Source organism: Nonomuraea montanisoli, from assembly GCF_013363975.1.
GTDB classification, from domain to species: Bacteria; Actinomycetota; Actinomycetes; order Streptosporangiales; family Streptosporangiaceae; genus Nonomuraea; species Nonomuraea montanisoli.
Window position 1 is genome coordinate 206,995 of the sequence record NZ_JABWGN010000011.1, and the last position, 12,723, is coordinate 219,717.

The following is a 12,723-nucleotide window of genomic DNA, read 5'->3' on the forward strand; positions in this document are numbered from 1 at the left end:
GTAGCTCAGGTCCTGCTTGATGGCCGAGCCGCGGCGCAGCCCCGGGGCAGCAGAAAGCGCCGCCGGGCCGTCGTGGGCCCGGCGGTGCGTGTCTCCGGGGGTCAGTTCCCGATGTACGGCACGGCCTCGAGGATCTCGACCGTGTTCTGACGGCCGTTGGGCATGCTGTACGTGGCCTTCTCACCGATCTTCTTGCCGTTGATCGCCGCCCCGAGCGGGGACTTGGGCGAGTACACGTCGATCGGGGCGCCGCTCTCCTCGCGGGAGGCGAGCAGGAAGGTCACCTCGTCGTCGTCGCCGACGAACCGGATCGTCACGGTCATGCCCGGGCCCACGACGCCCTCGGTCTTGGGAGCCTCCCCGACCTTCGCGTTGTCGATGATCTGGCGGAGGTGGAAGATGCGGGCCTCCATCTTGCCCTGCTCGTCCTTGGCCGCGTGGTAGCCGCCGTTCTCCTTCAGATCACCCTCTTCGCGGGCGGCCTCGATCTTCTTGGCGATGTCGACGCGCCCTGGGCCCGAGAGATATTCGTACTCCGCCTTCAGGCGGTCGTACGCCTCCTGCGTCAGCCATGTGACGTTCTCATCGCGAGAGTCGGCCACGGGTTCTCCTTGCTTGCCTAGGGGCCCTGGAACACTGAGGACGCCTGTGCGGTCGAATTGCGAAAGGCTAACAAGCCGGCCGCGCCAACGCTTCCCCAAACGTCTTATTCTATGAGATTGCAGTACTGGATGTGGACCGAAGCGGCCTCGGCGGTGGTGTCCAGCCGCTCCTTGAGCTGCTTACTACCCTCTCCCGGCCCGATTCTTACGTCCTTGGTGCCCACCTCGGCATGCCCGGCGTCCAGGGCCCTGAGCTGACAGACGGCCGCGCGGTCGTCCGGCTTGGCCACGGTGAAGACGATCTCGGCCTGACTCGGCTCCACGGTGAACGACACCACCTGCGCCACGGCGCCGGACGTGCTGCCGGTCATCGACCACATCACGTAGCCCCATCCGCCCGCGATGATGGCCACCAGCACGCCGATGACGACGTGCACGACGAGACGGCCGCCTCGCTTGGGACGGTCCGGGTAGTCGTCGGGTGTGCCGAGAACTGGCCCGTTCCCGACATCTCTGGTGGCCATGGCGGAATCTCCCTGCACTCCCTCAGCGTTATCCGAGACAATTGTCGCCCGCGGGGGCAGTGCCCTCGCGACCGCCCAGCAGAAAGTAACCTCTCTGGGCGCCTGTTCGGTCCGACTGAGGAGACATCGAGCCCGTGAGTGCACCGCTGAGGCTGATGGCCGTCCACGCCCACCCTGACGACGAGTCCAGCAAGGGCGCCGCGACGATGGCCCGTTATGTCCGCGAAGGCGTGGAGGTGCTGGTCTGTACCCTCACGGGCGGTGAGCGGGGCTCGGTGCTCAACCCGAAGATGGACCGGCCCGAGATCGTGGCCAACATCGCCGAGGTGCGCAAGGCCGAGATGGACCGGGCGCGCGAGATCCTCGGCGTGCGGCAGCAGTTCCTCGGCTTCGTCGACTCCGGCCTGCCGGAGAACGAGGACGAGGCGCTGCCCGAGGGCTGCTTCGCCCTGCAGAAGCTGGAGGACGCCTCCCGGCCGCTGGTCGCCGCCGTGCGCGAGTTCCGCCCGCACGTCATCATCACCTACGACGACGACGGCGGCTACCCGCACCCCGACCACATCATGACGAACAAGGTCTCGGTGGAGGCGTTCGACGCCGCCGGCGACCCCGACCGCTACCCGGGCACGGGCGAGCCGTGGCAGCCGCTGAAGCTCTACTACCAGATGGGCTTCACCAAGGAGCGGTTCGAGGCGCTGCACGAGGCCATGACCGCGCGCGGCATGGGCTCGCCGTACGCCGACTGGATCGCGCGCTGGGAGGACCGCCCCGCCAAGTGGCCGGTGACGACCCGCGTGCCGTGCGCTGACTACTTCGAGATCCGCGACGAGGCGCTCAAGGCGCACGCCACGCAGATCGACCCCGACAGCTGGTGGTTCGTCTGTCCGCGCGAGCTCCAGCGCGAGATCTGGCCGACCGAGGACTACCACCTGGCCCGCTCGCTGGTCGACACCGAGCTGCCCGAGGACGACCTGTTCACCGGCATCCACGCCGACGAGGTCTCGCCCGCCTGCCCCTGAGCGGCCCCCGGGCCGACCTGCACAGACCCGGCCCCTGGGCCGACCGCGGCACCCCGGTGGCACACTGGAAAGGTGACAGTTCTCGCAGCCGGTGACGTGAGCCCGGGCCTGCTCGGTTTCGTGGTGGTCGCCCTCATCGGGGTGGCCTTGTACTTCCTCATCAAGTCGATGAACAAGCAGATGTCGAAGATCAAGGTCCCGCACGAGGGCGACACGGACGACAGGAAAGCCGAGTAGATGGCCATCGAAGTAGTCGACGACCCGGCGCGGAGCCGGTTCGAGGTTCTCGTGGACGGCGAGGTGGCCGGGTTCGCCGACTACCGCCTGCTGCCCCAGAAGATCGTCTTCACCCACACCGAGGTGCGGCCCGAGCTCGAGGGCCAGGGCCTGGCGGGCCGGCTGGTCGCCCACGCGCTCGACATGAGCCGCGACACCGGCCTGCGGGTCGTCCCGCTCTGCCCGTACGTCGCGAAGTACATCGAGCGTCACCCCGAGTACAAGGACCTCGTGGACCCCGAGGGCGCCTGAGCCGGCGACGGTCAGTACTCCTTGGGGGACCACGCGCGTTCCAGGGCCAGCGGAAGCCCCCACCACCCGAGGGGCGTGAGCACGTCGTCGGCGTCCACGATGCCGAGATGCCCCCACAGCGTCACCACGGCCGCGAAGAGCCGCTCGCTGCCGCGCAGCTCGTCGGGGTCGCTCATGTCGACCTCGGTCGTGATGTCCGGGGACTCGGCGATGAGCCGCGCGATGCGCTCCGGCGAGGCCAGCACGCCCGGGCCGAGCCGGACCAGCGCGGCGGCCGCCGCGACCCAGTCGGCGTACTGGATCTCGCACAGGGCGGCGAGCACCTGGTCCTCGTGGCTCACCTCGCCGTCCAGGTCGGTGAACTCCTCGACGGTGTCGTCCTCCTCCGACAGGTCGGAGATGGGCCCCGCGACGCCCGCGGCCACCGACAGCCACAGCTCCATGTCGTCATCGGGCATCGGCCGGCCCTCGAACCCGGCGCAGGCCCGCAGCACGTTGGCCGGGTAGCCCGGCTGGCCGAGCAGCACCCGCAGCCGCGCCGCGGCCACCTCCAGGTCGGCGACCGGCAGCTCCGGCTGTCTCGGCAGGCCGGCGACGATGCGGCGCAGCTCGCTGAGCGCCATCGCCTCCTGCTCCTCGAAGACGGCCATCAGCTCCTCGTTCTGCTCGTCGGCGACCGCGAAGCCCGGCACCCGCCCGTCGGGCAGCGGCGTGTTCAGCCACCGGTCCTGCAGCTCCTCGTACGCGCGGCGGGCTCCCTGGTCGCCCCGCAGCAGCGCGTCGGAGTCGATCTCGCCGGCCCGCACCCGCTCCTCCAGGTGGCGCACGAGCCGGGAGAACATCTCCTCACCCACCGGCCCGCGCTCGTCCTCCTCCGGCCAGATGAAGAAGCCGGGCGTGAGCAGGATCGGCTCGGTGCCGGTGGACTCGACCCAGCGCTGCACCTCGCCCACGGTGGCGACACACGCCTCGATCTGCAGCAGGATCTCCTTGGCAGAGTCCCAGAAGACCGGCGACAGCGGGTTGCCCGCGGCGGCCATCGCGCGCCGCAGGTCGGGCAGGGCCACCAGCGACATGCCCGACGGCACGGACAGCAGCGCCCGCGCCACGTCCCTGCGGGTCAGGTCCGTGACGCGGCGCCCGGCGTGGGCGCGCACGTACTCGAGGTCCACTCTCCGTAACCTACGCCTCCACGCCCCGGTACGCGCGCGAAGCCGGTATGTGACCGGGAGCCGCGGGCAGGTAGGCCCCGTAGGGTGACCCGGGGAGGTCATGATGAACCGCTTGAACAACTCGACGAGCCCGTACCTGCTCCAACACGCGGACAACCCGGTCGAGTGGCACCCGTGGGGCGAGGAGGCGTTCGCCGAGGCGCGGCGGCGTGACGTGCCGCTGCTGATCAGCGTCGGTTACTCGGCGTGCCACTGGTGTCATGTGATGGCGCACGAGAGTTTCGAGGACGCCGAGACGGCGCGGCTGATGAACGCGAACTTCGTCAACGTCAAGGTCGACCGCGAGGAGCGGCCCGACGTCGACGCCGTCTACATGGGCGCCACCCAGGCCATGACGGGCCAGGGCGGCTGGCCCATGACCGTGTTCGCCACCCCTGACGGCCATCCGTTCTACTGCGGCACCTACTTCCCGCGGCGCGACTTCCAGCGGCTGCTGGCGGCCGTCCACGAGGCGTGGACGGACAAGCGCGAGGCGGTGCTGCGGCAGGGCTCGCAGGTGGTCTCGGCGCTCACCTCGCAGACGACGCTGCCCGGCGGGCCGCTGCCCACGGCGGAGACGCTGGAGCGGGCCATGGACGACCTGCGGGCCACGTTCGACCCGGCGCACGGCGGCTTCGGCGGGGCGCCCAAGTTCCCGCCGTCGATGGTGCTGGAGTTCCTGCTGCGTTCGGGCGAGCGGGAGATGAGCGGGAAGACGCTCGACGCGATGGCGCGGGGCGGCATCTACGACCAGCTCGGCGGCGGGTTCGCCCGCTACAGCGTGGACGCGCGGTGGGTCGTGCCGCACTTCGAGAAGATGCTCTACGACAACGCCCTGCTCCTGCGGGTCTGCACCCACTGGTGGAAGGCGGGCGGGGGCGAGCGGGCCCGGCGGATCGCGCTGGAGACCGCCGAGTGGCTGCTGCGGGAGATGCGCACGCCGGAGGGCGGCTTCGCCTCGGCGCTCGACGCCGACAGCGAGGGCGAGGAGGGCAGGTTCTACGTCTGGACGCCGGAGCAGCTCGGCGAGGTGCTCGGCGCGGACGACGGCGCCTGGGCGGCCCGGGTGTTCTCCGTCACCGGCACGTTCGAGCACGGCACGTCGGTGCTCCAGCTCCTGGAGGACCCGGACGACGCCGAGCGCTTCGCGTCCGTGCGCGCCCGGCTGCTCGCCGCCCGGGAGACGCGGGTGCGGCCCGGGCGCGACGACAAGGTCGTGGCCTCCTGGAACGGCCTGGCCGTCGCGGCGCTGGCCGAGACCGGCGCGGTGTTCGAGCGGCCCGACCTGGTCGAGGCCGCGGTGGCCGCGGCCACGCTGCTCGACCGCGTCCACCTGCGCGACGGCAGGCTGCTGCGCACCTCGCGCGACGGCCGGGCCGGGACGAACGCGGGGGTGCTGGAGGACTACGCGAACGTCGCCGAGGGCCTCATCGCGCTCTACGGCGTCACCGGCGACACCCGCTGGTTCCGGGCGGCCGGCACGCTGCTCGACGCCGTGCTGGCCCGGTTCGCCGACGGGACCGGCGGGTTCTTCGACACCGCCGACGACGCCGAGCGGCTGTTCCAGCGGCCCCAGGACCCCACGGACAACGCCACGCCGTCGGGGCAGTACGCCGCCGCGGGGGCGCTGCTGTCGTACGCGGCGCTGACCGGGTCGGAGCGGCACCGGGAGGCGGCCCGCGCGGCGCTCGGCACCGTGTCGGTGCTGGCCGGCGCGCACGCGCGCTTCGCCGGCTGGGGGCTCGCGGTGGCCCGGGCGGCCCTGGACGGGCCGGTGGAGGTGGCGGTCGTGGGGCCGCCGGACGACGCGCGCACGCGGGCGCTGCACCTTGAGGCGCTGCTGGCGGACGCGCCCGGCCTCGTCGTGGCGCTGGGGAGCCCGGACGACGATTCCCCGCAGGACGGGCCCGCCCTGCTGGAGGGGCGCGGGCTCGTGGGCGGGGCGCCGGCCGCGTACGTGTGCCGGGGCTTCACCTGCCGCATGCCCGTCACCACGCCCGAGGAGCTGCGCCGCGAGCTGGCCGGAGGGTGAAGCCAGGCCGTGGGCCCAGGGCTGCGGGCCGGCTAGCCGAAGGGTGACCTCGGGGGGCCGCCCTGGTCGTCGGGCGGGCCGTTCGGGGTCTCCGGCTGCTGGGTGAAGCCGCCGCCGTCGTCGGGGAGGTCAGGCGGGCCCTGCTCGTCCGGTCGCTGCGTCTGGGGCGGGTCGGTGAGCTCGGGCTGCGGGGTCTCGGGAGGCCCGCTCGGCTGGGGGGCGGGCGAGTACCCGTTGTCGTCGGGGACGCGCGGGTCGGGCTGCCCGTAAGGGTTGTCGTACGGCGAGGTGTAGGGGTCGCGGGAGCCGTAGTCGGACGGCTCGGGGAACTCCTCGACGGGCTTGCCGCGCATGGCCTCGGTCATGAACGCCCGCCACACCTGCGCCGGGAGCTGCCCGCCGAACTGCACGCCGTACCCGGGGATGGTGACCGTCCTGTTGTCGGCGCGGAACATGTCGACGGCGACCGCGAGCTGCGGCGTGAAGCCGTTGAACCAGACCGACTTCGACTCGTCCGTGGTGCCGGTCTTGCCGGCGACCGGGCGGTCGTAGAGCCGGGCCCCGGTGCCGGTGCCGTACTTGACGACCTGCTGAAGGGCGTACGTGGTGTCGGCGGCGGCCTGCTCCGCGATCACCTGCCGGGACGACGGCTTGACCACGTTCTTGACGCCCTTGCCGTCGGTGACCGACCTGACCACGTGCGCCTCCACGTGGACGCCCTTGTTGGCGAAGGTGGAGAAGCCGGAGGCGTTCTGCACGGCGCTCACCGAGGCGACGCCCAGCGGGAACGTGGCCGCGGCCTGGTGCGGCCGGAGCTGCGCGGAGGGGATGCCCGCCGCCTCGGCGGTGGCGGCCACCTTGTCGAGGCCGACCTTCTGGCCGAGGTCCACGAACGCCGTGTTGACGGAGTTCTGGGCGGCCCGCACCAGGTCGATCGTGCCGTACGAGCGGCCGCTGTCGTTGGGGATCGGGTGCGCGGGGTCGGAGGCCACGCGCATCGGCGAGTTGCCGTTGACCTGGGTGGACAGGTCGTAGCCGTTGTTGAGCGCGGCGGCCAGCGTGTACGCCTTGAACGTGGACCCGGCGGGCACCTTGGCCGAGAAGGCGTTGTCGTACCCGGTGAGCTTGGGGTTGCCGCCGTAGAAGGCGACGATCTCGCCGGTGGCCGGGTCGACGGCCGCCAGCCCGGTGCGCACGGCCTTCGGGGTGGCGGCGGGCACGGTGTTCTTGACGGCCCGCTCGGCCGCCTGCATGAGCTTCTTGTCGAACGTGGTGACGACCCGCAGGCCGCCGCTGTTGATGTCCTCGTCGCTGTAGCCGCGCCGGTTGAGCTCGGCGGTGACCTGGTCGAGCATGTACTGCGCCTGGCCTCTGAGCACGAACGGCTTCTTCGGCGCCGTCAGCTTGGGGAACGTCTGGGCCGCCGCCTCCTGGGCGCCGAGCGTGCCGGTCTGGCGCATCGCCTCGATCACGGCCTGCCAGCGGGTCCGGGCGGCCTCCAGGTCGGCGCCCTCGGGGTCGGCGAAGCGGCTGGGCTGCTGGATCACCGAGGCGAGGTAGGCCCCCTCGGCCACGGTGAGCTTGCCGACGTCCTTGCCGAAGTACGCCTGGGAGGCGGCCTGGATGCCGTTGGCGCCGCGGCCGAAGTAGATGGTGTTGAGGTACTGCTCCAGCACCCAGTCCTTGGACTTGGACTGGTCCACCTTGATCGAGATCATGATCTCTTTGATCTTGCGGGTGATGGAGCGCTCCTGGCTGAGCCCGCTGTAGTAGTTGCGCACGAGCTGCTGCGTGATGGTGGAGCCGCCCTGGAGCTGCTGCCCCGTGAGCGTGGACCACAGGGCGCGGCCGGTGCCCTTGACCGAGACGCCGGCGTCCTCGTAGAAGGAGCGGTTCTCGGCCGCGATGACCGCGTCGCGCACGTGCTGGGGCACCTTGGCCAGCTCGACGAGGCGGCGGTCCACGCCCTGCCGGGCGAGGACGCTCTTGCCGTCGCGGTAGTAGATGACCGAACCCTGCGCCGTGGCCTGCTTCTGGGTGCTGTCGGGGATCGGCGTCATGGCGTACGCGACACCGAACGCGACGATCGCCAGAAGGAGTCCAGCACCTCCGGCGATCAGCAACCGCCTCAGGACCCGACGTTTCCGCTTGCCCATCCCACCACCGCTCCGCACCTCGCAAACCCCCGTATGCTGGGCGAACGTCAAGGTTAGGCGACCGGCGACGGTGCCTCGTCCCTACGTGGATCGTACGTACTGGTGACCGCTGTGGCGCGGGACATCCTCCACCAGCGGGAGCACCCGGTACGGAACGGGCGTGTCCAGGGCGATGACGGACGAGGTCCGGCGCACGCCCCGCACGTCCACGATCTGGTCGATGACCCGCTGGAGATCGGCGTTGGTGCGGGCCACGACCCGGCAGAGCAGGTCGCTGCCGCCGGTGATCGTGTGGACCTCCAGCACCTCGGGGATGCGCGCGAGGCCGTGCGACACGGGATCGTGCCCGGCCTCCTGCCTGATCTCCAGCGTGACGAACGCCGTGACGGTGTAGCCGAGGGCCACGGGCGACACGTCGGGCCCGAACCCCGTGATCACTCCCCTGGCCAGCAGGCGGTCGAGCCGGGCCTGGACGGTGCCCCGGGCGACGCCGAGGCGGCGCGAGCACTCCAGCACGCCGAGGCGCGGCTCGGCGGCGAGCAGCCCGATGAGGCGGGCGTCGAGATCATCGATCGTCATGGTGTACAGGCACTCCGGCGTTTTCCCGAACTCACTGGGCAGATTGTCCACTGATCCAAGCAACTCTTGCACAACCCGCCCAGATAAGTCGAGATTTAGTGCCATGACTGATGTCTTTCCGGTTAACGGCATGGACGCCGTGGTGTTCGCCGTCGGCAACGCCAAGCAGGCCGCTCACTACTACTCGACCGCCTTCGGCATGCGGCTGGTGGCCTACCGCGGGCCGGAGAACGGCAGCCGCGACGAGGTCGCCTACGTCCTGACCTCGGGCTCGGCCCGCTTCGAGCTGCGCTCCTCGATCAGGCCCGGCACCGACCTGGCCCGGCACGTGGCCGAGCACGGCGACGGGGTGATCGACCTGGCCATCGACGTGCCCGACGTGGAGTCCGCCTACGCCCACGCCGTACGGCACGGCGCGCGGGGGCTCGTGGAGCCGTACACGGTGGAGGACGAGCGCGGCAAGGTGACGCTGGCCGCCATCGCCGCCTACGGCGAGACGCGCCACACGCTCGTGGACAGGTCCAACTACGGCGGCGTCTACCTGCCCGGCTACGAGGCCGCCGAGCCGCTGGTGGCGGCGCCCGCGGTCAGGAACGGCCGCCTGTTCCAGGCCGTCGACCACTGCGTGGGCAACGTCGAGCTCGGCAAGATGGACGAGTGGGTGGAGTTCTACCGCCGCGTCATGGGCTTCACCAACATGGCCGAGTTCGTCGGCGACGACATCGCCACCGAGTACTCCGCGCTCATGTCCAAGGTCGTGGCCGACGGCACCCGCAAGGTCAAGTTCCCGCTGAACGAGCCGGCCGTCAGCCGCAAGAAGTCGCAGATCGACGAGTACCTCGAGTTCTACGGCGGCCCCGGCGTCCAGCACATCGCGCTGGCCACCAACGACATCCTCACCACGGTCGACCACATGCGCGCGGCCGGCGTGCAGTTCCTCGACACGCCCGACTCGTACTACGACGACCCGGAACTACGGGAACGGATCGGTCAGGTGCGGGCGCCCATCGAGGAGCTCAAGAAGCGCCGGATCCTGGTGGACCGCGACGAGGACGGCTACCTGCTGCAGATCTTCACCAAGCCGGTGCAGGACCGGCCGACCGTGTTCTTCGAGCTCATCGAGCGGCACGGCTCGCTGGGCTTCGGCAAGGGCAACTTCAAGGCGCTGTTCGAAGCCATCGAGCGCGAGCAGGACCGCCGGGGTAACCTCTGAGAGGTCCGAGCGTGACCGCGCCGAGGCCGCGGGGCTCCCTGCGCGCTCGTGACACCGCGTAAGCTACGTGTCACGCTACGAAGGGGGAGCGCGACTCCGATGAGGTTCACCCGCCAGGCGACCGCCGCGCTGGTCGCGCTCCTGACCCTGCCCGCCTGCGCGCCGAGCGACGGCGCCGCCGCCACCCCGGCGGCCTCCGGCAAGGGCACGCCCGCCCCCGTCGCCGACGCCGGCGCGGGGGCGCCCGGCATCGGCGACAGCGACTTCCCGCTCGACGGCAACGGCGGCTACGACGTCGGCCACTACGGCGTCACGATCGGCTACACGCCCGCCACCAAGCACCTCGACGGGGTCACCACCATCGACGCCACGGCCACCCAGCCGCTGTCGCGCTTCAACCTCGACCTGCGCGGGCTGGAGGTCAGCGAGGTCACCGTCGACGGCGCCAAGGCGGGCTTCGACCGCCAGCGCGACGAGCTGGTCGTCACCCCGGCCACGGCGCTCGCCAAAGGCGCCCGCTTCACGGTCAAGGTCACCTACGCCGGCGAGCCCAAGCCGGTCAAGGACCCGTCCAACCTCGGCACCTACGGCTTCATCCCCACGACCGACGGCGCGTTCGTGGCCTCCGAGCCGTCCGGCTCCAAGACCTGGTTCCCCAACAACGACCACCCGGCCGACAAGGCCACCTTCGACTTCCGGATCACCGTGCCGCGGGGCCTGACCGCCCTGGCCAACGGCGAGCTGACCGGCAAGACGGCCGCACCGGGCGGGCGCACCACGTTCACGTGGCGCGAGACCCACCCGATGGTCACCTACCTCGCCACGGCGACGCTCGGCAAGTTCGAGCTGCGCCAGGGCAGGACCCCCGGCGGCATCCCCAACGTCGCCGCGGTCGACCCCGCCTACCACGCCGCGCTGGGCAAGCTCTACCGCGTCTCCGGCGAGGTCACCGACTACTGGAGCAAGGTCTTCGGCCCCTACCCGTTCTCCGCGACCGGCGGGGTCGTCGACAACTTCTCCGCGGGCTACGCCCTGGAGAACCAGACCAAGCCGATGTACGGCGGCTTCGACCCCGACACCAGCATCATCGCCCACGAGCTGGCCCACCAGTGGTTCGGCGACAGCGTCAGCATCGAGCGCTGGAAGGACCTCTGGCTCAACGAGGGCTTCGCCACCTACGCCGAGTGGCTGTGGTCGGAGCACACCGGCGAGTCGACGGCCGAGGCGCTGTTCCGCCGGCAGTACGCCGTGAAGAACGACCCGATCTGGAAGTACCCGCCGGGGCGGGCCAGGCCCGGCGACCTGTTCAACCAGTCGGTCTACCGGCGCGGCGCCATGACGCTGCAGGTGCTGCGCCGCGCCGTCGGCGACGAGACGTTCTTCAAGGTGCTGCGCACCTGGGTGGCCGACCACAAGTACGGCAACGCCACCACGCCCGAGTTCATCGCGCTGGCCGAGCGGCTGTCGGGCAAGCAGCTCGACACGCTGTTCGACGCCTGGCTCTTCCAGCCCAGCCGTCCCGAGGCGTGACGGCGCGCGGGGTCAGCTACCGGCCGGCGGCTGACCCTCGCCGTCGACGTCGTTCCAGCTCGGGTTGTCGACCACGACGCACGGCTCGACCGGGCCCTCGACCACGGACCCGCCGAACTGCCAGAGCACGCTCGGCTTCTTGCTCGACGCCGCCTTCGGGTCCTCGGCGTACGTGAGCACCGCGGTCCGGTTCTTGCCGAGGTACTTCGGGTCGAGGTCCACGCCGTCCTTGGTATGGCGGATGGCCTTGCCGGAGATTGACTTGTCCCAATCGTCGGGGTTGTCGCTCCCGAGGACCTTGCCCCTGCCCTCCTTGCACCACGTGCCGGGCTTGAGATAGGTCACGTCGGCCGTGACGCCCATGCGTGCCAGGTCCGCCTCCAGCTTGTCGGCGTCCCTGAACTCCTTGATCTGGACCCGGATCGTGCCGTCGGTGTTCTTGGTCACCGCGTACGCGGGCGACTCGGTGCCGGTCAGCAGCGGCACGGCCACGGCCGCGGCAGCGGCCAGCCCGGCCACCGCCGCCCCCGCGAACAGACGGCGGACGGTCACCCGGCGGCGGCGCTCCACCCCGCGGGCGGCGACTTCGGCTTTCAGTTCCATCAGCAGGCGCTCCTCGAAACTCATCCTGTGGTTCCTTCCATGACGAGGGGAACGTCGCGCAGCACGCGGCGGGCGCGGTGCAGCCGGACCCGGGCGGTGCCCTGCCGGATGCCGAGGGCCTGCGCGGCCTCCGTGACGGTGAGCTGGTCGATGGCGACCAGCTCCAGCACGGCGCGCTCCCCTTCCGGCAGCCCGGCCATGGCCTCCAAGGCCCGCCTGGCCCTGCCCTCCGCGTCGATCCGCTCCTCCAGGCGGGCGACGTCGTCGGAGTCCAGCAGCCGCCGCCCGCTCACGCGGTCGGCCAGCCTGGACTCCCTGAACGCGCGGCGCCGCTCGGCCGAGAGCGTGTTCCGCGCCACGCCGTACAACCACGCGATCTCGCTGCCCCGGCTCTCCCGGTAGGTGTGGGCGGAGTCGAGCACCGCCACGAACACCTCGGCCACCAGGTCGGCGACCGTGTGCGGGTCCTCCACCCGGCGGGCGAGGAAGCGGGTGATCGCGTCGACGTGCCGCCGGTAGAAGGCTTCGAAGGCCACGGGATCCGTGGCGATCTCCACCTGTTTGCGACGCACCGGCCATGCTCCCTTCGTCGATCTACACCCCTGCTTGGAAGGAGCCCGCGGAAGCGTTACAAGCCTGACAGGAGTGACGTATGACACGAATCACCCAGGTGTCGGCCGCCGCGGCGTGCGGACCGTGCGGGAGCCGGGCGCGGGAGCCTCTACC

The 12,723-nt window shown here is 71.1% G+C and carries 13 protein-coding genes; 6 read left to right on the forward strand and 7 right to left on the reverse strand.

Annotated features, from left to right (window positions below; genetic code table 11):
* Window positions 1–101 precede the first annotated feature (101 nt).
* Both greA and HTZ77_RS28475 read right to left on the reverse strand, forming a co-directional pair.
* Entirely contained in the window at window positions 102–602 is a 501-nt protein-coding gene (greA, locus tag HTZ77_RS28470; protein WP_175592775.1) for a transcription elongation factor GreA, read from the reverse strand.
* A 104-nt stretch (window positions 603–706) separates the two neighbouring features.
* Window positions 707–1,126 carry a DUF4307 domain-containing protein gene (locus tag HTZ77_RS28475; RefSeq protein WP_175592776.1) on the reverse strand — a complete coding sequence of 140 codons (420 nt, stop codon included), beginning with the start codon at window positions 1,124–1,126 and terminating at the stop codon, window positions 707–709.
* Between the two features lie 134 nt (window positions 1,127–1,260).
* On the opposite strand from HTZ77_RS28475, the gene mca reads away from it, so the two are divergent.
* The 3 genes from mca (at window position 1,261) to HTZ77_RS28490 (ending at window position 2,673) form a co-directional block, all read left to right on the forward strand.
* Window positions 1,261–2,145, forward strand: a complete 885-nt coding sequence (mca, locus tag HTZ77_RS28480) for a mycothiol conjugate amidase Mca (RefSeq protein ID WP_328808817.1) — start codon at window positions 1,261–1,263, stop codon at window positions 2,143–2,145.
* A 72-nt stretch (window positions 2,146–2,217) separates the two neighbouring features.
* On the forward strand, window positions 2,218–2,382 hold the full coding sequence (locus HTZ77_RS28485; protein WP_175592777.1) for a hypothetical protein: 165 nt from the start codon (window positions 2,218–2,220) through the stop codon (window positions 2,380–2,382).
* Window positions 2,383–2,673, forward strand: a complete 291-nt coding sequence (locus tag HTZ77_RS28490; RefSeq protein ID WP_175592778.1) for a GNAT family N-acetyltransferase — start codon at window positions 2,383–2,385, stop codon at window positions 2,671–2,673. It abuts the gene before it with no gap.
* An 11-nt stretch (window positions 2,674–2,684) separates the two neighbouring features.
* Here the strand turns inward: HTZ77_RS28490 and HTZ77_RS28495 are convergent, their stop codons facing one another.
* The gene (locus tag HTZ77_RS28495; protein ID WP_175592779.1) at window positions 2,685–3,845 is read right to left on the reverse strand and encodes a hypothetical protein; all 1,161 of its coding nucleotides are present in this window, start codon (window positions 3,843–3,845) and stop codon (window positions 2,685–2,687) included.
* A 103-nt stretch (window positions 3,846–3,948) separates the two neighbouring features.
* Here HTZ77_RS28495 and HTZ77_RS28500 point away from each other — a divergent pair, with 103 nt between their 5' ends.
* Window positions 3,949–5,916 (forward strand): thioredoxin domain-containing protein, encoded by a 1,968-nt coding sequence (locus HTZ77_RS28500; protein WP_235995338.1) that lies wholly within the window; start codon window positions 3,949–3,951, stop codon window positions 5,914–5,916.
* A gap of 32 nt (window positions 5,917–5,948) precedes the next feature.
* Here the strand turns inward: HTZ77_RS28500 and HTZ77_RS28505 are convergent, their stop codons facing one another.
* Both HTZ77_RS28505 and HTZ77_RS28510 read right to left on the reverse strand, forming a co-directional pair.
* Complete coding sequence (locus HTZ77_RS28505) at window positions 5,949–8,039, reverse strand: transglycosylase domain-containing protein (protein ID WP_235995273.1); 2,091 nt, start codon at window positions 8,037–8,039, stop codon at window positions 5,949–5,951.
* 114 nt (window positions 8,040–8,153) lie between these two features.
* Window positions 8,154–8,651, reverse strand: a complete 498-nt coding sequence (locus HTZ77_RS28510) for an Lrp/AsnC family transcriptional regulator (protein ID WP_175592782.1) — start codon at window positions 8,649–8,651, stop codon at window positions 8,154–8,156.
* Window positions 8,652–8,754: 103 nt separating this feature from the next.
* Here HTZ77_RS28510 and hppD point away from each other — a divergent pair, with 103 nt between their 5' ends.
* Together hppD and HTZ77_RS28520 are read left to right on the forward strand one after the other, a co-directional pair.
* A complete protein-coding gene (hppD, locus tag HTZ77_RS28515; RefSeq protein WP_175592783.1) occupies window positions 8,755–9,864 on the forward strand; it encodes a 4-hydroxyphenylpyruvate dioxygenase in 1,110 nt (369 codons plus the stop codon).
* A 99-nt stretch (window positions 9,865–9,963) separates the two neighbouring features.
* Window positions 9,964–11,394, forward strand: a complete 1,431-nt coding sequence (locus HTZ77_RS28520) for a M1 family metallopeptidase (RefSeq protein ID WP_175592784.1) — start codon at window positions 9,964–9,966, stop codon at window positions 11,392–11,394.
* Window positions 11,395–11,406: 12 nt separating this feature from the next.
* Here the strand turns inward: HTZ77_RS28520 and HTZ77_RS28525 are convergent, their stop codons facing one another.
* A complete protein-coding gene (locus HTZ77_RS28525; RefSeq protein ID WP_175592785.1) occupies window positions 11,407–12,021 on the reverse strand; it encodes a hypothetical protein in 615 nt (204 codons plus the stop codon).
* Window positions 12,018–12,569 (reverse strand): RNA polymerase sigma factor, encoded by a 552-nt coding sequence (locus tag HTZ77_RS28530; protein WP_328808818.1) that lies wholly within the window; start codon window positions 12,567–12,569, stop codon window positions 12,018–12,020. The genes HTZ77_RS28525 and HTZ77_RS28530 overlap by 4 nt, the downstream gene beginning before the upstream one ends.
* Between the last annotated feature and the right edge of the window lie 154 nt (window positions 12,570–12,723).

What these genes read in the sequence shown, in the direction of transcription:
- hppD (WP_175592783.1), top strand. Translation starts at nt 8,755, where the DNA reads ATGACTGATGTCTTTCCGGTTAACGGCATGGACGCCGTGGTGTTCGCC.
- HTZ77_RS28510 (WP_175592782.1), bottom strand. Translation starts at nt 8,651, where the DNA reads ATGACGATCGATGATCTCGACGCCCGCCTCATCGGGCTGCTCGCCGCC.
- HTZ77_RS28500 (WP_235995338.1), top strand. Translation starts at nt 3,949, where the DNA reads ATGAACCGCTTGAACAACTCGACGAGCCCGTACCTGCTCCAACACGCG.
- HTZ77_RS28475 (WP_175592776.1), bottom strand. Translation starts at nt 1,126, where the DNA reads ATGGCCACCAGAGATGTCGGGAACGGGCCAGTTCTCGGCACACCCGAC.
- HTZ77_RS28525 (WP_175592785.1), bottom strand. Translation starts at nt 12,021, where the DNA reads ATGAGTTTCGAGGAGCGCCTGCTGATGGAACTGAAAGCCGAAGTCGCC.
- HTZ77_RS28520 (WP_175592784.1), top strand. Translation starts at nt 9,964, where the DNA reads ATGAGGTTCACCCGCCAGGCGACCGCCGCGCTGGTCGCGCTCCTGACC.
- HTZ77_RS28490 (WP_175592778.1), top strand. Translation starts at nt 2,383, where the DNA reads ATGGCCATCGAAGTAGTCGACGACCCGGCGCGGAGCCGGTTCGAGGTT.